Source organism: Luedemannella helvata, assembly GCF_039528415.1.
Taxonomy (GTDB): domain Bacteria; phylum Actinomycetota; class Actinomycetes; order Mycobacteriales; family Micromonosporaceae; genus Luedemannella; species Luedemannella helvata.
The window spans coordinates 89,842-112,584 of sequence record NZ_BAAALS010000018.1; the positions used below are offsets into that span (position 1 = coordinate 89,842).

The window sequence follows — 22,743 nt, forward strand, 5'->3', positions numbered from 1 at the left end:
CACGGCGCCACCGCCGCGAACCCGCGAGCGTCGGCCAGGTCAGCGCCGGACGTGGCAGGCTGAGGGAATGGCAACCCAACACCGCAGTATCACGATCGAGCGCACGCCGGGCGGTGGGCACACGGTGACCAACAGCCGCGGCGGGCAGCTGACCTTCCCCGCCGACGACAACACGGCCTTCACCCCGGTCGAGCTGCTGCTCGCCGCGATCGGTGGCTGCACCGCCCTGGACGTCGCGGCGCTGACGTCGCGCCGGGCCGAGCCGGACCGGTTCGTGGTCCAGGTCAACGCGACCAAGGTGCGCGACGAGGGCGGCAACCGGCTCACCGACATCGAGGTCGTCTTCCGCGTCGCCTTTCCCGACACGCCGGAGGGGGACGCGGCGCGGGCGATCCTGCCCGACATGGTGAAGCGCTCGCACGACCGGCTCTGCACGGTCAGCCGCACTGTCGAACTCGGCACCCCGGTCGCGTCGCTCATTGAATAGCGGTCACGGTCGCGATCGTGATGACAGATCGGTCGTCATTTCCTCCCGCTCCGCCCGATGCGCCTTCCAGTGGGCCGAGAAGAAGGCCGTCAGCGGCACGACGCGCTGGACCAACCGGGTCTCGCAGGGCTCCGTCTACGCCGTGGCCTACGACCGTTCCGGGCGACTGCTCGCGTCGACGGCGACCAACCACGGCGAGCAGCGACTGGTGCTGACCGGGCATGGCGAACCGGTCCATTCTGTCGCGTTTCACAGCGCCGGACGGCTGCTGGCCAGCGGAGGTCACGACCGGACGATCCGCCTGTGGGAACTGGCGTAGCCCTCGTCGATCAGGGCGCCCGGTGGCGGTGCGGACGTTGACGACGGTTTGGGCCGCCAGTAACCGCGCGACCACCGGTCGCGCGGTGATCCGCCACCGCTCAGCTGGGGCCGGTCCGTCCGGTGGGCGTGGTGCCGTCCGGTGACGGCCGCAGCCGGCGGCCCTCCTCGCTGTCCGGGTCGGGGTCGCCGTCGTGGCCGGCCTCGGCCTCGGCCTCGGCCTCGACCTCCACCTCGTACGCCTCCGCGCCGGCGTCGCCGCCGGTGGCGTCATCCACCTGGCCGTCCTGCGAGTAGGTCGCCATGGCCTGATCAAGTTCCGACAGCGGCAGTCGGTTCTCGTCCCGCCACGCCGTGGGTTCACGCTCAGTCATGACGCCCTGCTTCCCGCCGTCGGCGCCGCTAAACGGGAGCGGGTCGCACCCTCTGCGTCAGTAGCGCGTCCCGGACGGCCGCGTCCGCGACGCCACCCTCGTCGCCGGTGGTCAGCATGGCCGCGATCCGCGAATCGATCCCGGTGCGGTGTTAGCGTCGGGGCATGCCAGAGGCGTGGCCATGGCGCGAGGCCGTAGTGGATCTGCTGGCTCGCACCCGCATAGCGCAGCCGGACGGGCTGAGCGCCGCGGTCAACGCCGCCCTCCGCCCACTGGGCGTGCGCATGACGTTGTACCTGGTGGACAAGGAACAGCGGGCGCTGCGCGCGTTGCCCGAGCCGGACCGACCGGCTCCGCCCGGGCTGGCGGTCGACAGTACGGTGGCGGGGCGGGCGTTCACCTCGGTGCGGGCCGTGCCGGCGACGGACGACCCGCGTGGCGGGAGCCGGCTGTGGCTGCCGTTGCTCGACGGCACCGAGCGGCTCGGCGTCGTGGAGGTGACCGCCAGCCGGCCGGGCGCGGCCGACGCGGCCGACTTCGCCGAGCAGTGCGACATGTTCGCCGCCCTGGTCGGCCACCTGATCACGGTCAAGATGCCCTACGGCGACTTCCTGGTGACGGCGCGGCGCACCCAGCGTATGTCCGAGGCGTCGGAGCTGGTGTGGCGGCTGCTGCCGCCGCTGACGTACGCCTGCGACCGCATGGTCATCTCAGCGGTCCTCGAACCGTGCTACGACGTCGGTGGCGACGGGTTCGACTACGCGGTCGGCGGCTCGCGCGCCTTCTTCACGATCCTGGACACCGTCGGCCATGGCCTGTCCTCCGGGCTGGGCACCGCGGTGGCGCTGTCAGCCATGCGGGCGGCCCGCCGGGCCGGCGACGGGCTCGTGGCGATCGCCGAGGCCGCCGACGCGGCGCTGGTGGAGTACATCGCCGACAGCCACTTCGCGACCGCGGTCGTGGCGGAACTGGACCTGGACACCGGCCTGCTCCGCTACCTCAACGCCGGCCACCCACGACCGTTGTTGCTGCGCCGGGGCAAGGTGGTCCGGGAGCTCGCCGGCGGGCGGCGCATGCCGCTGGGCCTGGCGGATCCGAAGATCGAGGTCGCCGAGGAGATGCTGGAGTTCGGGGACCGCCTTCTGCTGTATACCGACGGGGTCATCGAGGCGCGCGACCGGCAGGGGGCCTGGTTCGGCGAGGGCCGTCTGATCGAACTGTTCGAACGCCACGCGGCGGCCGACCTGCCGGCCCCGGAAACGCTGCGCCGGCTCTGTCACGCCGCGTTGGCCCATTACGACGGCCCGCCCCGCGACGACGCCACTCTCCTCCTGGTGGAATGGTCAGCGCGGGCGGCGGGCACGGTGTTGCCGTGACCGAGCCCCTTTCTGTGACCGTCCGTAACGAACCGGACCACACGGTGGTTGTCGCGCACGGCGACGTCTACTTCGACACCGTGGGCCCGCTGCGTGACGTCCTGCTGCCGCTCGCGGCCGCCGAGCGACCCCGCGTGGTACTGGACCTCGCCAACGTGTCGACCTGTGACTCCAGCGGCCTGAACCTGATGGTGCAGGGACACCAGCTCGCCGCCAGGAACGGCGGATGGTTGCGGTTGGCCGCCCCCCAGCCCGTCGTTCGCCTCGCCTTCGAGGTCACCAACCTGACCCGCCTGCTGGCCGTGTACGACAGCCTCGCCGCCGCCACCGGCGACGTCCGGGCCGGGAACGGACCGGCGGGCAACCGCTGACCGCCCGGCCTCAGGATGAGGGTGCGATCGCGACGATGAGGGTGATCGTCGGTACGGGGCCGTGGCCCTCGACGTACTCGACGGACCTGACGCGCAGGCCGGACTGTGCGAGCAGCGTGTCCCAGGGCGGAGGCAGACATCGGCCGGGGTCGAGGCGCGGGCCGCGGCGGCGCGGGCCGCGGTCGAGGCAGTCGGCGATAATCGCCGCGCCGCCGCCCGCGAGGACCCGCCTGATGTGGTGCAGGGCGTCGCGCGGGGCGGCCCAGTGCCGCGCGGCGAAGGTCGCCGTGACCACGTCGAAGGCGGCGTCCTCGAACGGCAGCCGCTCGGCGTGGGCGTGCACGAAGGCCGCTCCGGGCGCCGTCCGGCGGGCGATGGCGAGCATCGTGGCGCTGCGGTCGACGCCGACCAGAGCCGCGTGCGGCAGGGCGCGGCCCACCGCGCGGAGCAGGCGTCCGGTGCCACAGCCGAGGTCGAGCAGCCGACCCGGGGCGCGGACCGTGGCGAGCAGCCCGACCACGCCCCGGTGCGCGGAGCGGTAGACGGGCTGCAGCGGGCCGTCGTCGTAGGTGGGCGCCCACTGGTCGAACCGGCGCTGTGCTGAGGAACTCGCGGCATCCATGGCTGGCTCCTGAGCGTGGGCGCCCCGGCGTCGTCAGCCCGTGGGCGGTCGGGGCGTGGTGGAGATCAGAAGGTCCGGTTCGTCCGCCGGTGCCGGCTGGGGCGGCACGGCGGGTGGGTTGCCGCCCGTACCGCGGGTGAGGCGTCGATGGACGGGCTCCAGGGCGCGGGCGAGCAGCGGGCCGACGACCGCCAGGACGAGCACGTACGCGGCGGCGAGCGGTCCCAGCTGGGCGGCGGCGCCGCCGGCCACGGCGAGGCCGGCGATGACGATGTTGAATTCGCCGCGGGGCATCAGCGCGATGCCGGCCCGGGCCCGGCCGAGGCGGCCGATGCCGGCGCGGCCGGCGGCCCACCAGCCGGTGGCGAACTTCGTGGCGATGCCGGCGATGGCGAGCAGGAGCGCGATGCCGAGGACGGGCGGCAGCGTGGCCGGGTCGGTGTGCAGGCCGAAGAAGACGAAGAAGACGGCCGCGAACAGGTCGCGCAGCGGGCTGAGCAACTCCCGGGCGGTATGGGCGAGCGGGCCGGACAGCGCGATGCCGACGAGGAACGCGCCGACGGCGGCCGAAACCTGCAGTGCCTGGGCGAGGCCGGCGACGAGCACGGTCAGGCCCAGCACCTTGAGCAGGAGCACCTCCTCGCTCGGCGACGCGACGAACCGCTCGACGTAGCGGCCGAACCGCAGCGCGACGACCAGGATGATCGTGATCGCGGCGGCGGCGATGGCGAGGGTCGTGGCCCCGGCGACCAGGCCCGCGCCGGCGAGCAGGGCGGTGAGGATCGGCAGGTAGACCGCCATCGTGAGGTCCTCGAAGACCAGCAGCGACAGCACGACCGGAACCTCGCGGTTGCCGAGCCACTTCAGGTCGGAGAGCACCTTCGCGGTGATGCCGGACGACGTCACGTACGTCACGCCGCCGAGCGCCACCGCGGCGACCGGCCCCCAGCCCATGATGAGCGCGGTGGCCACGCCGGGCGCGCTGTTGAGCACGAGGTCGAGCAGGCCGGCGGGCGCGTTGTTGCGCAACGTGCCCACGAGTTCCGGCGCCGTGTACTCCAGGCCGAGGGTGAACAGCAGGAGAATGACGCCGATCTCGGCGCCGGTGGCCGTGAACTCCTCGCTGGTCGCCAGCGGCAGCACGCCGCCCTGGCCGAACGCGAGCCCGGCGATGAGGTAGAGCGGGATGGGTGAGATGCCGAACCGGACCGCGGCGGCGCCGAGCAGGCCGAGGCCCAGGATGACGGCGCCGATCTCGATGAGGGAGATTGCCGAGTGCATGCCGCCTCAGCCGTTGGCGAAGATGTCGACGACGGCGGCGGTGGCCTCGGCGCTGCCCACCGCTACGACCAGGTCGCCGGGGTGGAACAGGAAGTCCGGTCGAGGGCTCGGCAGGATCGCGCCGCCGCGGATGACGGCGACGATCGAGGCGCCCGTACGGGTGCGGGCCTGGGTGTCGCCGAGCTTGCGCCCGTCGTACGGGGACCCCGCCGTGATGGGCGCCTGCACGGTCGCCAGGCCGACGACCTGGCTGCGCAGGTCGGCCAGCCGCTCCACGATCCGGGCGGTGCCCAACAGCTCGGCGACGCCGTTGGCCTCGTCGGTGTTGAGGGTCAGCGTGGCCAGCACGGTGTCGGGGTCGTCCGGCCGGTAGATCACCACGTCGCGGCGGCCGGACACGTGCGACACGATCGCCGCGTGCTGTCCGTTCTCCGAGACGAACTCGTGGCGCAGACCGATGCCGGGCAGCGCTGTGCGCTCGACCTCCACAACTACTCCTTGATTCCGGGGGTTTACAACGGGTACGAGTGAGAGCCCGGGCAGCGGAAAGCCCGCCCGACGGCGCGGCCCGCGTGGCGTCGGCGGACGCCCGACGAGGGGGCGGCGGCCGTGAGATGGATCGTAATCCGCCGCGCGTCGACCTCGACCAGGTACGTGGCCGAGGTGTCCTGCAGCACGCACCACCAGCTACTGCCGACCCGGACGGCCTGGACCGACCGCCACTCCCGGGTCTGGGAGCGGGGACCGGGGAGGACCGCGATGGCCCGGGCGAGCGCCAGATGCCGGTCCGGCGGTCGGGCGGGCACGCCGAACGCGTCCGCGAGCCACCGCACCAGCTGGCCGATCCGCCGACCGAATCCCAGTGCCAGCGGCGGGCCGGGGTAGCGGTGGCGGCCTGCCGCGAACGACCATTCGGGCCCGAACCCGGGCGTCACCGGACCATACCGCTGCGTGCGGGCTCATCCTCGCCGGCCGGGCGGGTCAGCGCCACGACCCGGTCGGCGTGCGCCGGCCGGCGGTCGCGCCGCGCGTGGAGCACCAGTCCAGCGGGCCGCAACGGCAACGCGTTGTCGAGCAACGCCCGCATCCGGGCCACGGCGGCGGCGTCGGGTGCTGCGTCGACCACAAGCTCGACGTTGGCGATCCGATGAACCGGACGGTCGGGGGCGGCCACCGAGTCACCTCCACGCGTTGTCGTCGCGGCCCTGCGCACACCGTGCGGCACGGACATGGCGGTACCGACCCGGAACCATGACGGTTTCATGACATTCCGACTGCTGGCCCGGCCCCGACAGCGTGGGTCATGATGCTGCGATGACATCGGTGCTGATGATCGAGGATGATGACCGCATCCGAAGGTCACTGGCGCTCGCTCTCGAGGACGAGGGTTACGCCGTCCGGGCGACCGCCACGGCCGAGGAGGGCCTCGCGGCCCAGAAACAGCAGCCGGCCGACACGGTGCTCGTCGACCTCATGCTGCCCGGGTTGGACGGCTTCGACTGCATCCGCGAACTGCGCCGCCACGACGACGTGCCCATCGTGGTGATCAGCGCACGCAACGACACGCACGACATCGTCGCCGGGCTCGAGGCCGGCGCCGACGACTACCTCGTCAAGCCGGTCGCGGTGAAGGAACTGTCCGCCCGGCTGCGCGCCCTGCGCCGGCGTGCCCGCGCCGCCGCGCCGGTGCCGGCCCTCGTGTTCGGCAACCTGGAGATCCGTACCCTCGCCGGCGAAGTGCTACGCGACGGGCGGACCGTACCGCTCACCCGCACGGAGTTCCGGCTCCTGTGCGAGCTGGCCGAGCACGCCGGCATGGTGCTGTCCCGGCAGCGGTTGCTGAGCCGGGTGTGGGAGTACGACTTCGGCGATGAGCGGCTCGTCGACGTGCATGTCGCCCGCCTCCGGCAGAAGATCGAGGACGAGCCCGGCTGCCCGCGGCGCCTCATCACCGTCCGCGGCATGGGCTACAAGTTCCAGCGCTGATCGCCGTGTCGGACCCACGCGATAGGTTCTCGGGCCATGACCGTCCCCACCATGCCGTTCAGCGACCGCGCCGAGTTCGACGCCGCGGTCGCCGCCGCCCGTGAAGCCGCCAGTGCCTACTACGACACGGCGGTCATGGTCATGCCGGACGCGGACTACGACCTCCTCGCGGACCGCATCGCGGCGACCATCGCCGTCAACCCCGACTGGGACGACCGGGGCCTCACCACCGAGGTGGCGGCCGGCGCGTCGGCCGGCGGCGACGTGGTGCACCCGACGCCGATGCTGTCGCTCGACAAGGTCAAGACCCGCGACGACCTGGACGCGTTCGTCGTCCGGCTGGCCGACCAGGCGGTCGTCGAGGTCAAACTCGACGGCCTGGCCGTGCGCGCCGAGTACCGCGACGGTCGCCTCGCGCTGGTCGCCACCCGCGGCGACGGCAGCACCGGGGAGGACGTGACCGTCCAGGCGATGCGCGACGGCGGCATCGCCGGCCTGCCGATCGTGCTGAGCGCCCCCTTCACCGGGGAGGTGCGCGGCGAGGTCTACATGACCGACACCGACTTCGCGGCCGCGAACGCCAACCGGGTCGCCGCCGGAGGGAAGGCGTTCGTCAACGCCCGCAACGCGACCGCGGGTGCCCTGCGCACCCAGACGGCGGTCGCGGCCACCCCGATGACCTTCGCGGCCTACGAGGTGGCGGGCGACCAGGCGGATGAATACACGGCCCACTCGGCCCGGATGACCTACGCGGGCTCCCTCGGCTTCGCCACGGCGTACGAGCTGACCCGCGCCGCCGCCGGTGGCGAGGTGGTGGTCGGCGGCGCCGACGAGGTCCTCGCGGTCGTCGACGCGATCGAGAAGGCCCGCCCGACGCTCGGCTACCAGATCGACGGCGCGGTCATCAAGGCCGAGACCGACGCGGCGCGCGACCGGCTCGGCATGGCCAGCCGCACGCCGTACTGGGCGGCCGCGTTCAAGTACCCGCCGGACACGGGCTTCTCCGTGCTGCGCGCCATCGAGGTCGCCGTCGGCCGCACCGGCCGGGCGTCGTTTCGCGCGGTCATCGACCCCGTGTTCGTCGGCGGCTCCACGATCACCTACGCGAGCCTGCACAACGCCCCGTGGATCGTCGAGCAGGGCCTCGCGATCGGCATGAAGGTCGCGGTGATCCGCGCCGGCGACGTCATCCCGCGCGTGACCGCGGCCGTGGGCGAGCAGCCCGACGGGCTCACCGCCTGGCAGCCGCCGACCGCCTGCCCGCAGTGCGACCAGGAGTGGGACACGTCCAGCCTGCTGTGGCGCTGCCACACCGCCTCGTGCGCGGCCGTCAACGCGCTCGTCTACTGGTGCAGCCGCGAGGCGCTCGACGTCGAGCGCATCGGCGACTCGATCTGCGAGGCCCTGGTCGAGCAGGGCCTCGCGACCACGGTCGCCGACCTGTACGAGCTGACGGTCGACGACCTGGCCAACCTGCCGATGGGCACGACCTCCACCGGGGCGGTGCGGCGGCTCGGGCTGGCCAACGCCACAGAGATCGTCGCCCAGCTGGAGGCGAGCAAGGCCCAGCCGCTCAACCGGGTCATCACCGGCCTCGGCATCCGGATGACCGGCCGCTCGGTCGGGCGGTGGCTCGCCGCCAGGTTCCGGTCCATGGCCGCGCTGCGCGCCGCGACCGTCGAGGAGATCGCCGAGATCGACAAGATGGGCCTGATCAAGGCCCAGGCGGTCGTCGACGGCCTGGTGGCGATGGCGCCCGTGATCGACCGGTTGGCCGCCCACGGCCTCACCATGGAGGTCGTCGACGACGGCGGGCACCGCCCCTGGGACGGCAAGAAGGTCGTCGTGAGCGGGTCGGTGCCCGGCATGAGCCGCACGCAGGCCCAGGAGGCCGCCGCCCGGCTCGGCGCCACCGTGTCCGGATCGGTCAGCAGGAACACCGACCTGCTGGTCGCGGGCGACGGCGCGGGCAGCAAGCTCGCCAAGGCCCAGGAACTGTCGGTGGAGGTCATGACCGCCGAGGACTTCGCCGCCCTCTACACCGCCACCTTTACCAGCTGAGCGCCCGACGCGGGAGAGCTGTGCCACAGTCCCGCGTCGGGACCGCCGAACGGCCTCAGGACCGTCGATACGATGCGTCCGGGTGGGCGACGGGCGGCGGGGTGACGGCATGGCGCGCCAGGGCGCGTTCGAGGAGCGGTCCGGGCACGGGTTCGGTCCGCTCCTGCTGGCCCTGCGCCAGTCGGCGGGCCTGACCCAGGAGGACCTCGCAGCGTCCGCGGGCCTGAGTGTGCGGGCCGTGCGCGACATGGAGCGGGGCCGGGTGCGCCAGCCCCGCCAGAGCACCGTGTCGGCGCTGGCCACCGCCCTCAACCTGGCCGCCGGCGAGGAGGCCGAACTCGCGGCGGCGGCCGGCACGCCGAGACCCACACCGGGCGCGCCGGCGCGGCCCGCGCCCGAAGCGGCCGGGGACGCCCACGCGTGGCCCGTGCCGCGCGAGCTGCCGGCCGCCTGCGGCGACCTGGTGGGGCGCGAGGACGAGCTGGCGATGCTGGCTGACCTGGCCCACGACGTCGCGCGGGGTCGGCGTCAGGCACCCGGCATCGTGGCCGTTCACGGTCCGCCGGGCGTCGGCAAGACCACCCTCGCGGTCGCCGCCGGCCACCGCCTCGGGGCCGCGTTCCCGGACGGGCAACTGTTCCTCGACCTGGGCAACACCGGCGAGCGGCCCATGCCGGTGGCGGAGGCGCTGGCGGTGCTGCTGCGCTCCCTCGGCGTACCCGACAGCGTGCTCCCCAGGCCGGCCGCCTCGCTGGCCGGGCTCTACCGCACGCTCACCCGCGACCGCCGGCTCCTGCTCGTCCTCGATAACGCCGTCGACGAGGCACAGGTGCGTGCGCTGCTGCCCAGCGGCGGCGGCTGCCTGGTCATCGTCACGAGTCGTCGTTCGTTGACCGGCCTGGAGTCCGCCGCCCGCGTAGCCGTGGACGTGCTGGCCGCCGGTGACGCCGCCGGCCTGCTCGCGGCGATCGTGGGGCGCGGCCGGGTCGCGGTCGAGCCGCAGGCCGTGGACCGGCTCGCCCGCCTGTGCGGACAGCTGCCCCTGGCGTTGCGCATCGCCGGCAACCGGTTGGCCAGCCGGCCGCGGTGGCGCATCGACGAACTCGTCGCGCAGCTGGCCGACGAGCAGCGCCGGCTCACCGCCCTGACGGCCGGCGACCTGGGCGTCGAGGCCGCCATCGCGGTCTCCTACCGCCAGCTGCGCCCGGCCACGGCCGAGCTGCTGCGCGTGCTGTCGCTCGTTCCGGGGGTCCACTTCGGAGTACGCCTGGCCGCGAGCGTGGCGGGGGTGGCCGAGCACGAGGCGGCGCGGGCCGTCGAGGAGCTGGTCGACAGTGGCCTGCTGCTGGCCAACGGCGAACGTTACCGGCTGCACGACCTCATCCGGTTGTTCGCGCTCGACCGCCTGCGCCGCGAGGACCCGCCCGCCCTTCGCGCGGCGGCGCGCGATCGGATGGTCGGCTGGGTCGTGGAGTCGACGGTGGCCGCGGCACGCCAGCTCGACCCCGAGGCCGGCGGCACCCCGACCGACGCCGACCAGCGCGCCGCCCTCGACTGGCTGGATGTTGAGGACAGCAACTGGCTGGCCACCCTGCGGGACGCGGCGCGGCGGGGCCGCCACGCCGACGTGGTGGCCATCGCCCGGGCGATGCACTGGTACTCCGACGCGGCCACCCACCGCCACCCGTGGCACGAGGTGTTCTCGCTCGGCGTGGACGCCGCCCGGGCGCTGGGCCGCCGGCATGACGAGGCCGCGCTGCTCAACTTCCTGGGCTGGGCGTTGTACCTGTGCCAGGACCGCAACGAGGACGGGCTGGCCGTCCACCGCCGGGCCCTCGCCCTGGCGCGCGAGATCGGTGACCGGCGCGAGGAGGCGTGGGCCCTGGCGTACTCGGCGGCGATCGGCATCCGCACCGGCGACCCGGAGGGCGCCACCCGCCTCGCCCGGCAGGCGGTGCGCATCTTCGACGAGATCGGGTACGCCATGGGGCAGCACATCGCGCTGGCCATCCTCGGCGGGGCCCGCGCCGCGCTCGGGGACTTCCCGTCGGCGATGCGCGCCCACCTGCGCTACCTGGCGTACGCCCGCAACCCGTCCGCCGGGCTGACCCCCACCGGCGCGCTCGTCTGGCAGGCGTCCGGGGCGATGTCGCTGGGCGCCGACCTGGCGGGGCTCGGTCACTGGCGGGCGGCGGCCGACCGCTACGACGAGGCGCACGCGCTGTACCGCCGCACCGGTACGCCGTTCGGGCAGGCGAGCGCCCTGTACCGGTACGGCCTGGCGATGCGGGAACTCGGCGACGAGGCGGCGGCGCGGGCCAACCTGCGGCGGGCGCTGGCCCTGTTCACCGGCATCGGCAGCGTGTGGTGGCAGGAGCGGGTCCGCGCCGCGCTGGATCACGCGTGATCGCGGTGGCCCGCCCGGGAATCGGACGGGCCACCGCGAGCGGTGGCGCTAGACGCAGTACGAGCCGTTGAGCGTGAACAGGCCGGGGGTGGTCGCCGGTCCGCTCGCGTTGAAGCCGAAGGTGACCGAACCCCCGGAGGGGATGGTCGCGTTGTGACCGACGTTCTCGGCGGTGACCCGCTGGTCGGTCTGCGTCACGGTGGTGTTCCAGGCACCGTTGACGACCTGGTTGCCCGGACCGCTGAACGTCCAGCCCAGCTTCCAGGCGGACACCGCCGGACCGGAGTTGTGGATCGTGACGGACCCGTTGAACCCGTCGCTCCACGAGTTCGTGATCGAGTACGTCACGTGGCAGGCGGTCGTCGTCGTGCCGGTCAGCGGCTCGACGCCGAAGTCGTCGCGGGCCGTGGCGAAGTCCTGGAAGCCCAGGCCCGCGCCGCCCGACCGGGTCAGGGTGCCGGCGGCCAGGATGGTGTTGTCCGGCCCCAGCGCGTAGACCGGACCACCGCTGTCGCCGCTGTAGGCCACCTCGAGACCATCGAGTTGCGTGGCCTCCACGAGGTCCTCCTCGTCGGTGTAGTGGAACCGCACCTCGATGTTGCACATAGGACCGCCGGTGTTGGCCGCCATCGTGCGCCCGGACTGGCACAGCAGCTGCCCCGGGTAGACCTCGGTGGAGCCGCTGACCACGGCCTGCTGCTCGTCGTTGATGCCGCCGGTGTAGACCGTGTTGCCGGCCACCGGGGTAGAGATCAGCGCCACGTCGTGCGGCTGGTTGCGCGCGGTGAGCGTACCGATCGTCTCGCCCGCCCCGTCGGTCCACGTGCTACCGACCTGCCCGCAGTGCGCCGCCGTGAGGATGTACGTGGCGCCCGCGGCGTCCTTGACCCCGAAGCCGGCCGTGCAGCCGGGGCCGTTCCACATGATGGTGCCGCCGCGCCACAACGGTGTGTCGTCGTCGCGCGAGCGCGGCTTGAGCCGGGCTTGGCGGACCACCTTGACGGGCACGTCGACCGTGGGCGTCGCGGGCGCGGCCGCCTTCGGGTCGACGGCGAGCAGCAGCCCGCTGCCGTCCGCGGCCAGCTTGATCTCGGCCCCGCTGCCCGCCGTCGCCGCGCGGGCCGTGCGGGCCGCCGCGCGCAGCTCGGTCCGCGAGTGCGCGGCTGTAGCGACCACCACCGGCGCTACGCCCCGCGCGGCGGACACGGCGCTGGCGACCGTCGCCGGCAGCCGCCCCTTCCACCACAGGGTCACGTGGTCGCCGGTCAGTCCGATGCCGGCGTACCCCTTCTGGTCCGTGGCCTCGACCGCGGCCTTGATCGCGTTGGCGGCGGCGACCAGCGGCACCTGGGCCCGCATGGCGTCGCGTACCGATGCTGGGACGCCGGGCGCGGCCGCCGGCGTCACCGGCACCGCGTGGGCCGGCTGCACCACGAACGCGGCCGCGCACGCCGTCGCGGCGAGCGCGCATCCGAGGCGCGCCACATTTCGCTGTCGTCTCATTCTCTTCCCAACCGGTCCCTGTCGCATGAGCTGTCCTACGTGGACGGCTGAGTTAAGCAATGCGACGACAAGCGGGACCAGGAAGTTGAGACCGGCAGAAAGAAGCGGAACTGCCGGTGGCGCACAGCACACTGTTTTGGCCATTGAATTGCGTCACACGCGCTTGACGTGCGTCGACCCTGCTCAATCGGGGTCAGATAAAGCGGGTTCCACCGGCGGCGTGACATTGCCGTTTCAATTCGACAAACGCCTCGTCACGCCGCCGCCGACGCGGGTGATCGCCATATTCGAATACGAGATGGTTGTCACAGCTGGAAATGCGCGGGCGACAACGCGACAGCGACCCGCGTACCCGGCGGGCGGGTGACACCCACGTGGACGACCACCCATCCGGGCGGGGGCTGGCCCTACCGCCAGGCGTGGTCTCGGGCGGGCGACGCCGGGGCGGACGGGCTCGTCAGCAGGTTCATGTCGTGCTTGATGACCTCGGCGATGGCCTGGGCGTTGTCGCCGAGCGCCACGACGTTGCGCATGATCACATTGAGCATGGCGTGCAGGCGCAGCCGCGTCTCCTCGCTGGCCTCGTACGAGGTGCCGGCTGAGCGGCGGTAGGTGGCGGCCGCCCGGTCGGCCTCGTCGCGCGCCTCGGCCATCATCGCGGCCGCCTGGGCCTGCGCGTCGTTGATCTCGGCCGCCGCCTGCGCCCGGGCCGCGCCGAGTTCCCGCTCGGCCTGCTCCTGGGCGCGGGCGATGATGCTGACGGCCTGCGTGGTGACCTCGCGCTGGCTGCGCACCGCCGGGTCCTCGCCGCGCTGGCGGTACCAGTCCTTGAGGCGGCGGTTCTCCTGGTGCAGGGCCGACACCTCCTCGTCGCGGGCGCGCAACTCCTCGCCGATGAGCAGCAGGAAGTCGCGCACCTCGCCCTGGTCGTAGCCGCGCCCGCCCAGGCGCGAGCTGAGCGAGAACTCGCGGTGGACCACGTCGTCGGGCCGGACGCGCGGCCGGCGGTACCCGTCGTAGTTCGAGCTCATGAGGTGTAGACCCCGTTCGTCAGGTGGCCGGATCGGTCAGCCACGGGGGTCCCGTGGCGGTGGCGACGGCCGGTAGCCCCGGCTGTCGTAGTCCTCGTACCGCATCGCGTCCGGCGTCGTGGGCCAGCCGGCCTCGGCGAGCGTCTTGAGCGTGCCCCGCACCATCTGCTCGGAGCCGCACACGTAGGTCACCAGGTTGGCCCGCGCCCGCTCGTGGCGCAGGGCCACGTCGACCGCGTCGCCGGTCTCGACGCCGCCGTCCGCGGGCGGCTCCTGGCTCACGGCCGCCCGTACGGTCAGCCAGGGGCGGCCCCGGGCGAGCCCGGCCAGCGCCTCCAGGTCGTACAGGTCCCTGGTACGGCGGCCACCGACGACGAGGGTGACCGGCCGCGGTTCGGTGGTGGCCACCTGCTCCACGAGGGCCTTGAGGGGCGCGAGGCCGGTGCCACCGGCGATGAGCAGCAGGTCGCGGTCGTCGCCCGCGGGCAGGGTGAGCCGGTCGCCGACGGGCGCGCCGATGCGCAGCGCGTCGCCCTTGCGGAGGCTGACGACCAGCGCGGGGCTCAGCTCACCGCCGGCGACGCTGCTCACGTGCAGCTCGATCGTGCCGTCGCGGCGCGGGGCGTTGGCGGGGGAGAAGTGCCGCCACACTTTCGGGCGCAGGTGCGACTCCACCGAGATGGACTGCCCGGGTTGGTAGTCGATGCGGGAGTCCGGCTGAACGGTGATCACCGCGAGGTGCGCGTTGCGGCGGCTGTGCTCCACGACCTCGCCCGTCCAGAACGGCGGCGAGGTCTGATCGGCCCGCGCGGCCGCCTCCTGCATGGCGTGCGCGATGACGCCGAACGCCGCCGTCCAGTCCTCGGCGAGCGCCGGCGTCCAGTCGCCGCCCAGGAAGTGCGCCAGGGTGGCCAGCAGCGCGTCGCCGACCGCGTCGTAGTGCGCGGCCTGGGTGCCGAACTTGCGGTGGTCGCGGCCCAGCGCCTCCACGAACCGGACCAGCCGCTCCGGCTGGTCGACATGGGAGACGATGTCGCCGAGCGCTGTCACCAGCTTGGTCCGCTGGTCCGACATGCCCGCCGGGAACATCGCGCGCACCTCTTCATGGGCGATGAACAGGTACGAGTAGAAATAGCTCGGGACCTGGCCGCCGTGGGCCGCGACCGCGGCCCACGACGTCCGTAACCGGTCGACATCCACTACGGGCGACCCGCCTCGCCGGTCGCGATGGCGGGCTTCACCTCGGCTACCACGGAGCCGACGGCGGACACGATGTGCTGCGGCACGTCGAGCTTGGCGCACGCGGCGACCAGGTGTTCCACGACGCGGTCGTAGTCGGCGCTCGTGATGTTGAGCCCCTGGTGCGCCTCGGCCAGCTCACGCCCCGAGTACTCCCTGGGCCCGCCCAGGACGCTCGAGATGAGCTTGGCCTGGTGGACCCTGAGCCGGTCGCGGTCGGCGTTGACGAAGTAGCCGGCCAGCTGCGGGTCCGACCACACCAGGTCATAGAAGACCTCGACCAGCTTCTGCACGGCCGGGCCGCCGCCGACCTGCTCGTAGAAGGTCGGTTCCGCCGTCTGCGTCATGTGTTGTCCTCCTGGGCGCCTTTACGACTGTGGCTTCTGATTTCCAGCGCGGGCAACTCTAGCGTCGATGGTGGACTAAATCGACCCTTGTCACTCATCGGTGTCATGTGGTGAGAGAGCAGGTGAGAGTCAGGGAAGCGGGCCCCGCGCCCGCGCCGAGGAAGCCGAAGGCCGTGCTCGCGTCGGCGGCCAGGGCGCCGTTGTAGCCGGCGTTCGCGACCGACACCGCGGCACCCGCGCTTGTCGCGGTCGCGCTCCACGCCGCGGTCAGCGCCTGCCCGTCCGGCCACGTCCAGTTGACGCGCCAGCCCGCGATCGCGCCGCCGCTGGTGTTCTGAACGGTCACCCGCGCGACGAAGCCGCCCTCCCACGAGCCGTCCAGCTGGTACGTGGCGGCGCAACCGGCCGCCTGCGTCGCGGTGTGGGCGGGGCCCATCACCAGCGAGGAGAAGTTCGAGCCGCCGCCGGCGAACCGGTACCAGTACGCGGTGCCCGGGGTGAGGCCCGTGACCGTGAGCGCCGCGGCCTCCGCGCTCGTGCGGGCCACGGCGCTACCGCGCGCGTTGCGGCTCATCTGCGCGTCGTCGAAGCTCGTGTACACCGTGACCGAGGCGGCCTGGAAGCCGCACGCCAGCGACACGCTCAGCGCGAACGTCAGCGAGGTGGCGCTCTGCCCGACCACCGACCCCGACACCGGTGGCGCCACGCACGCGGTGCCGGTCGGGGTGGGCGTGGGATCGGCGGCCACGGCCGGCGCCCCCAGCCCGAGGGCCACCACGATTCCTGTCGCCCCCGCGATCCCCCGCACCAACCAATGTCCGCGCATCGCGGCTCTCCCTCCACATTCGACGATGGATGGAGATTCTTGCATGTGACCTCAGTAAGCAGCGTCGAAGAACGCAACTTCCAGGCTCATCGCGCGCCGGTAGGCGGGGGCCACGGCGTTGACATTCGGGGCGTACCGGTCGAGGAGATCCTCCAGTGAACGCGCGAGCGCCTCGAATCCCGGGTCCGCGTACGCGCTGATCCACTCCTGGTAGGTGTCGGCCGCCGGCCCCGCGGCGAGCGACCGACCCAGGTGGGCGTAGAGGCGCATGCACGGTGTCATCGCCGCGCATGTGGCGGCCGTTCCGCCGACGGAGGCCGTGGCCAGCAGAAACTCCGTGTAGGCGAGCGTCGCCGGTGCCGGCTGGACGGCCGACATGTCGATGCCCCAGCGCGCGGCGACGGACTCGTGCAGCCGCAACTCCTCCCGGACGCCGGCGATGAGGTCCGCGAACGCCTCCACCCCGGCCCGATCGGGCGACCCGGCGAGCGCCAGCGCGTACGCCCGGGCGAAAGATTCGAGGAAAACCGCATCCTGCGCGATGTACGCCGCGTACCGCTGCCGGGGCAGCGTCCCGTCGGCGAGCGCGCGCACGAACGGATGCCCGAGGGCGACCGCGGCCAGGTCGCCGTTGTCCCGCCACAACTGCCCGGCAACACTCTTCATGATCGGCTCCTTTGAGACCTCGTCGCGGTATTCCAGCGCTATGGACGCACAATGCCGCAACCGGGGCCCCGGCGCCGTATCTCCTGACACGGCGCCGGGCCGTCGTCACGGGATGAGGCCCTCCGCGATGGTGTCGCGGAGGTAGGTGGCCAGGTCGCGGGCGGGTCGGCCGGTGACGCGCTGCACCGCGTCGGTCACGGCCGCGTTGCCGCCCGCGGCGGCGCGGGCGTAGATGCCCAGCAGCAGGTCGGCGTAGTCGGGCGCGATGCCCGCCGCGACCAGCGCCTCGCGGGTCTGCGCCGGGGTGACGTCGCGGTACGTCACCGGGTGGCCGGCCGCCGTCAGCGCTGCGGCGACCTCGGCGAACGTGACCGCGGCCGGGCCGGTGATCGTGTAGCCCCGGCCCGCGTGCCCCTCGGTCGTCAGCGCGACCGCCGCCACGGCGGCGATGTCCCGGGTGTCCACGAAGGACACCGCCGCGTCACCGGCCGGTACCTCGACCGTGCGCCGGGTGCGGATCGTGTGCGTGTAGAAGCCCTCCGAGAAGTTCTGCAGGAAGAAGTTCGGCCGCAGGATCGTCCAGTCGAGGTCGCTGTCCTGCACGGCCTGTTCCGCCTTGCGGGGGCCGGACCCGTCGGCGTACTCCACCCCGTACGCGGAGAGCAGGACCAGCCGGCGCAGCGACGTGCCGGCGACCGCCGACACGAACTCGGCCACCCGGTGCTGCGGCTGGGTGGTGCCCTGCGGCCAGAGCAGGTACGCCCGCTCGACGCCGGCCAGGGCCGGTGCCCAGGTCTCGGGTCGCTCCCAGTCGAAGACGGTCGGCCCCGACCGGCCGGCCGGGCGTACGGGCAGGTCGCGCCGGCGCAGTTCGGCCACCACGCGCCGGCCCACCATGCCGCTCGCGCCGACGACCAGGTACTCGTCGCTCATCGTTTCGCCTTCCGTTCGGTGTCGGTGTGATACATCCACCCTTGCGGACGCTGGTGAGACGAGCCATGCCGCTTTCGCGCGTACACATGTCTGTTCGTCTTGAGCGGTGCGCGTTATGGTGTCGTTCGTGGACGCGCTCAGTGAGGTGCTGGCGGCCGGGCAGGTGGGGCGGCCCGTCGCGGCGCGCACGATCGGCCGCGCCCCGTGGGGGCTGCGCCAGCGGGTGCCCGGCGCGGCGCTGTTCCACGTGATCATGCGGGGCACGGCGTGGCTCACGGTCGACGGCGGCGCGCCGCTGCGGCTCGACCCCGGCGACGTGGTGCTGCTGCCGCACGGGACGTCGCACGCGCTCGGCGACGACCCGGCCACGCCGCCCGTGGAACTGGGCTCCCTCGCCGAACGCCACCAGCCCGGCGAGGCGTTCGCGGTCGTCGAGTTCGGCGGCGAGGGGGCACAGACGAACATGCTGTGCGGCGCCTACCTGCTCACCCGGGCGGCCCCCCAGCACCCGATGCTGAGCGCCCTGCCGACGGTGCTGCACCTGCCGGCCAGCCGAGGCGTCGACACGCAGCTGCGCGCGCTTGTCGACCTGCTCGCCACCGAGGTCGAGCGGCCGGGCCCGGGCTCCGCCACGATCGCGACATCGCTGGTCGACGCCCTCTTCGCGTACCTGCTGCGCACCTGGTGCGCGGCGCACCCGGACGCATGCCCGCCCTGGCTCAGCGCCCTGGCCGACCCGGTGCTGGGCCGCGCGCTCGTCGCCGTGCACGCCGAACCGGCCGCCCCGTGGTCGGTAGGGCAGCTCGCGTCCGTCGCCGGGCTGTCGCGGGCGGCGTTCTCCCGCCGGTTCACCGCCCAGGTGGGCCTGCCGCCGCTGACCTACCTGACGCAGTGGCGCATGGTACGGGCGCAGCAGCTGCTGCGCTCGGGCACGGCGCCGCTCGAGGCGGTGGCCCGCGACATCGGGTACGAGTCGGCGTTCGCGTTCAGCAAGGCGTTCAAACGGCACACCGGGGTGAGCCCGGCGCGCTACCGCGAGGCGGTCCGGTGAGCCCGGTCGCCGTCCGCGCGCCGCTCCCGTAGCCGCTGCTCCTCGCGGCGGGTCTGCGCGAAGGTCTCCCGCTCGCGCAGCAGCCACTCCGGCGGGTCGGCCGCCAGGGCCGCGATCTGCGCCGTGGTGAGCGCCTCCGTGATGCCCGCCCGCGCCAGGCCGCTGTTGGAGACCCGCAGCCGGGCGGCCACGACGTTGCGCGGGTGCGGGCCGTCGCGGCGCAGGTCGGCCAGCCACTGCGGCGGGTTGCGCTGCAGCTCGTCGAGCTCCTCGCGCGACACCATGCCCTCCTGGAACTCCCGAGGCGTCGCCGGCAGGTAGACATCCAGCTTCTCCGCCGCCGTGGCGGGCTTCATCACCTGGGACTTGCGTGGCTTGGTCACCACGCCAGGGTAGCGACCCGGCCGGCGGGTAGCCTGTGCAGGTGCCCGATCCGTCGACGTTTCGCCTGCTCGTCGTGCCCGGCGTCACGATGGCCAAGTGGGGCCGGATGTGGTCGGAGCGCCGGCCCGGGGTGGAGTTGCTGCTGGTCCCCGGTCAGGCGTTCGATCCGGCGGTCGCCGACGCGGGCCTCGTGCGGCTGCCGGTCGATCAGGACGCCCTGCACGCCATCCCGCTCTACACCGAGACGACCGTCGTCGTGGTGCCGCGCGAGCACGTCCTCACGGCCGCCGACTCGCTCACCCTTGCCGATCTTGACGGCGAGACCGTGCTTCGCCCCCTCGACGATCCGCTCGACTGGTCGCCCGCGACCGTCGCGGAGCACCGCCCGGACACGACGGCCACCGCGGTCGAACTCGTCGCCGCCGAGGTGGGCCTCCTCGTCGTGCCGCAGTCGCTGGCGCGCCTGTACCACCGCCGCGACCTGACCTACCGCCCGGTCTCGGACGCCCCGACGTCGTCGGTCGGCCTCGTCTGGCCGCGCGACGGGCACACGGACCTGGTCGAGGAGATGATCGGCATCGTCCGGGGCCGCACCGCGAACAGCACGCGCGGGCGCGTGGCGGAGCCGGCCGCCAAGAAGACGACACCGCGACGCGCCGCCAGGCCGCAGGCACCGCCCCGCCGCCGCGGGCGCTAGCGTGCGGTGACCTGAGGGGCCTCAGATCAGGACGAACAGCCAGGCGGTGACCGTGGCCGCGAACGCGACCGTGGCGAGCACGATCGTCGCGGTCGCCTCGGCCTGGCGGGCCCCGTAGCGGCCGGCGAACAGCAGCACGTTCGCGCCCGTGGGCAGCGCCGCGCACAGCACGGCGACCGTCAGCGGCAGGCCGTGCAGGCCGACGAGCCACGCGGCCGCGAGCACCAGCAGCGGGTGCGTGACCAGCTTGGTCAGCGCCAGGCCCGCCGCCGTGCGGCCGGAGTCGCGCAGCCCGTACTGCGCAAGGCTGAGGCCGATGGTGACCAGGCTGAGCGGCACGACGGCGATGCCCAGCGTGGCCAGCACGTCGTCGGCGAGGGCGGGCAGCGGCAGTCCGGTCGCGCTGTACCCGAGCCCGAGCAGGATCGGCAGCGTGACCGGGTGGATGACGCTGCGCCGCACGGTCTGCCCGATGCGCGCGCGCACCGGCCCGTCCCGGTTGACCTCCGCGAGGACGGTCGCCATGGTGAGCAGGATCAGCGCGTGCAGGCTGATGAGCGCGATGTGCAGGGTCAGCCCCGCCGTGCCGAACAGCGCCGCCATGAGCGGAATGCCCAGCTGCACCATGTTGCTGAACGTCACCGCCAGCCCGCGCACGACCGACCCGACCGCGTCGACCCCGCGCCACCGCTGCCAGGCGTAACACCCCAACAGCAGCAGTACGGTCGGCACGAAGTAGACCGCGAGCATCCGCCACGGCAGGTCGGCCAGCTCGATGCCGGCCATCGTGCGGAACAGCAGGGCCGGCGCGAAGATGGTGAAGGTCGCGGCGCTGAGCGTGTCGGCGGCGGTCGGCCCGACGACGCGGGCACGCCCGGCCGCGAACCCGATCGCGATCACCACGAAGATCGCGACCAGCTTCAGCAGCAGGTCGGGGGACACGGCTGGCGAGCGTACCTTGTCGTACCCCCGCCCTAGCATCGTCGTCGTGACGACGAGCGCGCATGTTACGGACGATCTCACCGGTGACCTGGAGACCTACCGGCGGGAGCTGACGGGCTACTGCTACCGGATGCTCGGCTCAGGTTTCGACGCCGACGACGCGGTGCAGGAGACGATGCTGCGCGCCTGGCAGGCGCAGTCGCGGTTCGAGGGCCGGTCGAGCCTGCGGGTGTGGCTCTACCGCATCGCCACGAACGTGTGCCTCGACATGCTGCGGGGCCGCCAACGCCGGGCCCTGCCGATGGAGATGGGGCCGGCCCTCGGGGCCGAGCCGCCCGCGATGGACCTGCTGCCCGCCGGCAGCTGGGTGTCGCCGGTCGCCGACGAGCGGGTCCTGCCCGTCGGCGCCGACCCGGCCGAGCTGGTCGAGGCCCGCGAGAGCGTGCGGCTGGCGTTCGTGGCGGCGCTGCAACAACTGCCGGCCCGCCAGCGCGCCGCGCTGATCCTGTGCGACGTGCTGCGCTGGCAGGCGGCCGAGGCCGCCGCGCTGCTGGAGACGAGCGTGGCCGCCGTCAACAGCGCCCTGCAGCGGGCCCGGGCGACCCTGCCGTCGACGACGCAGGCCGGGCCGCTCGGCGACCGCGAGCGCGACCTGCTGGCCCGCTACGTGACCGCGTTCGAGAGCTACGACGTCGACACCCTGGTCACGCTGCTACACACCGACGCGGTGCAGCACATGCCGCCGTACGCGTTGTGGCTGCGCGGCGCGGACAGCATCATCCGGTGGATGCTCGGCCACGGCGCCGCGTGCCGCGGCTCCCGACTGGTCGCCACGGCGGCCAACGGCGCCCCGGCGTTCGCCCAGTACCGCCCGGACCCCGCCGGCGGCCACCGGCCCTGGTCGCTGCAGGTCCTGGACGTGACCGACGGCCGCATCGCGACCATCCACACGTTCCTCGACACCGCCGAGCTGTACCCGGCGTTCGGCCTGCCCGATTTTCTGCCGCCGGCACCGATGAGTTAGCGGCGCCCGCGTCGTCGACACCTGCGTAACGACACAACCGACACGCAGGGAGGTCGAAGATGGCTTTGCCGACAGTGGTGGCCCGCGACGAGTGGCTGGCCGCGCGCAAGGAGTTGCTCGCCCGCGAGAAGGAACTGACCCGGGCCCGCGACGCGCTCAACACGGCGCGCCGCAACCTGCCCATGGTGCGGGTCGACAAGGAATACACGTTCGAAGGCCCTGACGGTCCGGCCACACTGACGGATCTCTTCGCCGGCCAGCGCCAGCTCATCGTCCAGCACGTCATGTTCGGGCCAGACTGGGACAAGGCCTGCCCGTCCTGCACGGCCACCACGGACGAGCTGTCCGACGGCCTGATCAGCCACCTGCGGGCCCGGCAGACCGAGTACGTCCTGGTGTCCCGCACCCCGATGGACAAGATCCAGAAGTACCGCGCGGAGCGCGGCTGGACGCTGCCCTGGTACTCGTCGCTGGGCAGCGACTTCAACTACGACTACCACGTCACCATCGACGCGTCGGTGCGGCCGGTCATGTTCAACTACCGGGGTCCCGAGGAGCTGACAGCGGCCGGCTTCGACTGGGTGCTCAAGGACCAGCCGAGCGAGCAGCCCGGCATGAGCTGCTTCCTGCGCGACGGCGACGAGATCTACCACACCTACTCGACCTACGGTCGGGGCACCGAGGCGATGGGCGGCGCGTACGGGCTGCTGGACCTCACCGCGCTCGGCCGGCAGGAGGAGTGGGAGGAGCCCAAGGGCCGCGCCGACAAGCCGAACGCGCCCGAGCCGAGTTTCCGCGAGTAACCCGCATACCGGAC

26 protein-coding genes are annotated in these 22,743 nt (G+C 73.2%); 11 read left to right on the forward strand and 15 right to left on the reverse strand.

The annotated features are described in order from the left end of the window. The first annotated feature begins 67 nt into the window (after nt 1-67). Both ABD191_RS18675 and ABD191_RS18680 read left to right on the forward strand, forming a co-directional pair. Nucleotides 68-487: an OsmC family protein gene (locus ABD191_RS18675; protein WP_344083358.1), complete on the forward strand. Its 420-nt coding sequence runs from the start codon at nt 68-70 to the stop codon at nt 485-487. Then, a complete protein-coding gene (locus ABD191_RS18680) occupies nt 480-806 on the forward strand; it encodes a WD40 repeat domain-containing protein (protein WP_344083360.1) in 327 nt (108 codons plus the stop codon). The genes ABD191_RS18675 and ABD191_RS18680 overlap by 8 nt, the downstream gene beginning before the upstream one ends. Nucleotides 807-906: 100 nt before the next feature. On the opposite strand, the gene ABD191_RS18685 is transcribed toward ABD191_RS18680, so the two are convergent. Then, the gene (locus tag ABD191_RS18685) at nt 907-1,179 is read right to left on the reverse strand and encodes a hypothetical protein (RefSeq protein ID WP_344083362.1); all 273 of its coding nucleotides are present in this window, start codon (nt 1,177-1,179) and stop codon (nt 907-909) included. A 164-nt stretch (nt 1,180-1,343) separates the two neighbouring features. On the opposite strand from ABD191_RS18685, the gene ABD191_RS18690 reads away from it, so the two are divergent. Next, the gene (locus ABD191_RS18690; RefSeq protein ID WP_344083365.1) at nt 1,344-2,555 is read left to right on the forward strand and encodes a PP2C family protein-serine/threonine phosphatase; all 1,212 of its coding nucleotides are present in this window, start codon (nt 1,344-1,346) and stop codon (nt 2,553-2,555) included. Beyond that, nucleotides 2,552-2,926: an STAS domain-containing protein gene (locus tag ABD191_RS18695; protein WP_344083368.1), complete on the forward strand. Its 375-nt coding sequence runs from the start codon at nt 2,552-2,554 to the stop codon at nt 2,924-2,926. Before ABD191_RS18690 ends, ABD191_RS18695 begins: the two co-directional genes overlap by 4 nt. A 10-nt stretch (nt 2,927-2,936) precedes the next feature. On the opposite strand, the gene ABD191_RS18700 is transcribed toward ABD191_RS18695, so the two are convergent. The 5 genes from ABD191_RS18700 to ABD191_RS18720 are packed head-to-tail and all read right to left on the reverse strand — an operon-like array spanning nt 2,937 to nt 6,003. Then, a complete protein-coding gene (locus ABD191_RS18700; protein WP_344083371.1) occupies nt 2,937-3,548 on the reverse strand; it encodes a class I SAM-dependent methyltransferase in 612 nt (203 codons plus the stop codon). Between the two features lie 33 nt (nt 3,549-3,581). Further along, nucleotides 3,582-4,829, reverse strand: a complete 1,248-nt coding sequence (locus ABD191_RS18705; protein ID WP_344083374.1) for a cation:proton antiporter — start codon at nt 4,827-4,829, stop codon at nt 3,582-3,584. Between the two features lie 6 nt (nt 4,830-4,835). Beyond that, nucleotides 4,836-5,318 (reverse strand): cation:proton antiporter regulatory subunit, encoded by a 483-nt coding sequence (locus ABD191_RS18710; RefSeq protein ID WP_344083377.1) that lies wholly within the window; start codon nt 5,316-5,318, stop codon nt 4,836-4,838. Between the two features lie 23 nt (nt 5,319-5,341). Then, a complete protein-coding gene (locus ABD191_RS18715; protein ID WP_344083380.1) occupies nt 5,342-5,764 on the reverse strand; it encodes a hypothetical protein in 423 nt (140 codons plus the stop codon). Next, entirely contained in the window at nt 5,761-6,003 is a 243-nt protein-coding gene (locus ABD191_RS18720; RefSeq protein ID WP_344083383.1) for a hypothetical protein, read from the reverse strand. Before ABD191_RS18720 ends, ABD191_RS18715 begins: the two co-directional genes overlap by 4 nt. A 140-nt stretch (nt 6,004-6,143) precedes the next feature. On the opposite strand from ABD191_RS18720, the gene ABD191_RS18725 reads away from it, so the two are divergent. The 3 genes from ABD191_RS18725 to ABD191_RS18735 all read left to right on the forward strand — a co-directional run bounded on the left by ABD191_RS18725 (nt 6,144) and on the right by ABD191_RS18735 (nt 11,283). After that, the gene (locus ABD191_RS18725) at nt 6,144-6,815 is read left to right on the forward strand and encodes a response regulator transcription factor (RefSeq protein WP_344083385.1); all 672 of its coding nucleotides are present in this window, start codon (nt 6,144-6,146) and stop codon (nt 6,813-6,815) included. Nucleotides 6,816-6,851: 36 nt separating this feature from the next. Continuing rightward, the gene (gene ligA, locus ABD191_RS18730; protein WP_344083388.1) at nt 6,852-8,876 is read left to right on the forward strand and encodes an NAD-dependent DNA ligase LigA; all 2,025 of its coding nucleotides are present in this window, start codon (nt 6,852-6,854) and stop codon (nt 8,874-8,876) included. 82 nt (nt 8,877-8,958) lie between these two features. Then, on the forward strand, nt 8,959-11,283 hold the full coding sequence (locus tag ABD191_RS18735) for an ATP-binding protein (protein WP_344083391.1): 2,325 nt from the start codon (nt 8,959-8,961) through the stop codon (nt 11,281-11,283). A gap of 48 nt (nt 11,284-11,331) precedes the next feature. On the opposite strand, the gene ABD191_RS18740 is transcribed toward ABD191_RS18735, so the two are convergent. The 7 genes from ABD191_RS18740 to ABD191_RS18770 all read right to left on the reverse strand — a co-directional run bounded on the left by ABD191_RS18740 (nt 11,332) and on the right by ABD191_RS18770 (nt 17,828). Further along, nucleotides 11,332-12,786: a cellulose binding domain-containing protein gene (locus ABD191_RS18740; protein ID WP_344083394.1), complete on the reverse strand. Its 1,455-nt coding sequence runs from the start codon at nt 12,784-12,786 to the stop codon at nt 11,332-11,334. A gap of 407 nt (nt 12,787-13,193) precedes the next feature. Continuing rightward, a complete protein-coding gene (locus ABD191_RS18745) occupies nt 13,194-13,817 on the reverse strand; it encodes a DivIVA domain-containing protein (RefSeq protein WP_344083396.1) in 624 nt (207 codons plus the stop codon). A gap of 36 nt (nt 13,818-13,853) precedes the next feature. Further along, nucleotides 13,854-15,017 (reverse strand): globin domain-containing protein, encoded by a 1,164-nt coding sequence (locus ABD191_RS18750; RefSeq protein ID WP_344083398.1) that lies wholly within the window; start codon nt 15,015-15,017, stop codon nt 13,854-13,856. Continuing rightward, the gene (locus tag ABD191_RS18755; RefSeq protein WP_344083400.1) at nt 15,017-15,403 is read right to left on the reverse strand and encodes a group I truncated hemoglobin; all 387 of its coding nucleotides are present in this window, start codon (nt 15,401-15,403) and stop codon (nt 15,017-15,019) included. The genes ABD191_RS18750 and ABD191_RS18755 overlap by 1 nt, the downstream gene beginning before the upstream one ends. 103 nt (nt 15,404-15,506) lie before the next feature. Next, the gene (locus ABD191_RS18760) at nt 15,507-16,229 is read right to left on the reverse strand and encodes a cellulose binding domain-containing protein (RefSeq protein ID WP_344083402.1); all 723 of its coding nucleotides are present in this window, start codon (nt 16,227-16,229) and stop codon (nt 15,507-15,509) included. Nucleotides 16,230-16,280: 51 nt separating this feature from the next. Beyond that, on the reverse strand, nt 16,281-16,895 hold the full coding sequence (locus ABD191_RS18765; protein WP_344083404.1) for a TenA family protein: 615 nt from the start codon (nt 16,893-16,895) through the stop codon (nt 16,281-16,283). A gap of 105 nt (nt 16,896-17,000) precedes the next feature. Then, complete coding sequence (locus ABD191_RS18770; protein WP_344083407.1) at nt 17,001-17,828, reverse strand: NAD(P)H-binding protein; 828 nt, start codon at nt 17,826-17,828, stop codon at nt 17,001-17,003. Nucleotides 17,829-17,955: 127 nt separating this feature from the next. On the opposite strand from ABD191_RS18770, the gene ABD191_RS18775 reads away from it, so the two are divergent. Next, nucleotides 17,956-18,879 carry an AraC family transcriptional regulator gene (locus ABD191_RS18775; RefSeq protein WP_344083409.1) on the forward strand — a complete coding sequence of 308 codons (924 nt, stop codon included), beginning with the start codon at nt 17,956-17,958 and terminating at the stop codon, nt 18,877-18,879. On the opposite strand, the gene ABD191_RS18780 is transcribed toward ABD191_RS18775, so the two are convergent. Next, the gene (locus ABD191_RS18780; RefSeq protein WP_344083411.1) at nt 18,858-19,262 is read right to left on the reverse strand and encodes a DUF5997 family protein; all 405 of its coding nucleotides are present in this window, start codon (nt 19,260-19,262) and stop codon (nt 18,858-18,860) included. The genes ABD191_RS18775 and ABD191_RS18780 overlap by 22 nt on opposite strands. A 41-nt stretch (nt 19,263-19,303) precedes the next feature. On the opposite strand from ABD191_RS18780, the gene ABD191_RS18785 reads away from it, so the two are divergent. Further along, entirely contained in the window at nt 19,304-19,960 is a 657-nt protein-coding gene (locus tag ABD191_RS18785; RefSeq protein WP_344083413.1) for a LysR substrate-binding domain-containing protein, read from the forward strand. A gap of 21 nt (nt 19,961-19,981) precedes the next feature. Here the strand turns inward: ABD191_RS18785 and ABD191_RS18790 are convergent, their stop codons facing one another. Continuing rightward, complete coding sequence (locus ABD191_RS18790) at nt 19,982-20,902, reverse strand: AEC family transporter (RefSeq protein ID WP_344083416.1); 921 nt, start codon at nt 20,900-20,902, stop codon at nt 19,982-19,984. A gap of 37 nt (nt 20,903-20,939) precedes the next feature. Between ABD191_RS18790 and ABD191_RS18795 the strand changes: the two genes are divergently transcribed. Together ABD191_RS18795 and ABD191_RS18800 are read left to right on the forward strand one after the other, a co-directional pair. Further along, entirely contained in the window at nt 20,940-21,926 is a 987-nt protein-coding gene (locus ABD191_RS18795; RefSeq protein WP_425560763.1) for a sigma-70 family RNA polymerase sigma factor, read from the forward strand. 59 nt (nt 21,927-21,985) lie between these two features. Beyond that, nucleotides 21,986-22,729, forward strand: a complete 744-nt coding sequence (locus tag ABD191_RS18800) for a DUF899 domain-containing protein (RefSeq protein WP_344083423.1) — start codon at nt 21,986-21,988, stop codon at nt 22,727-22,729. Nucleotides 22,730-22,743: the final 14 nt, after the last annotated feature.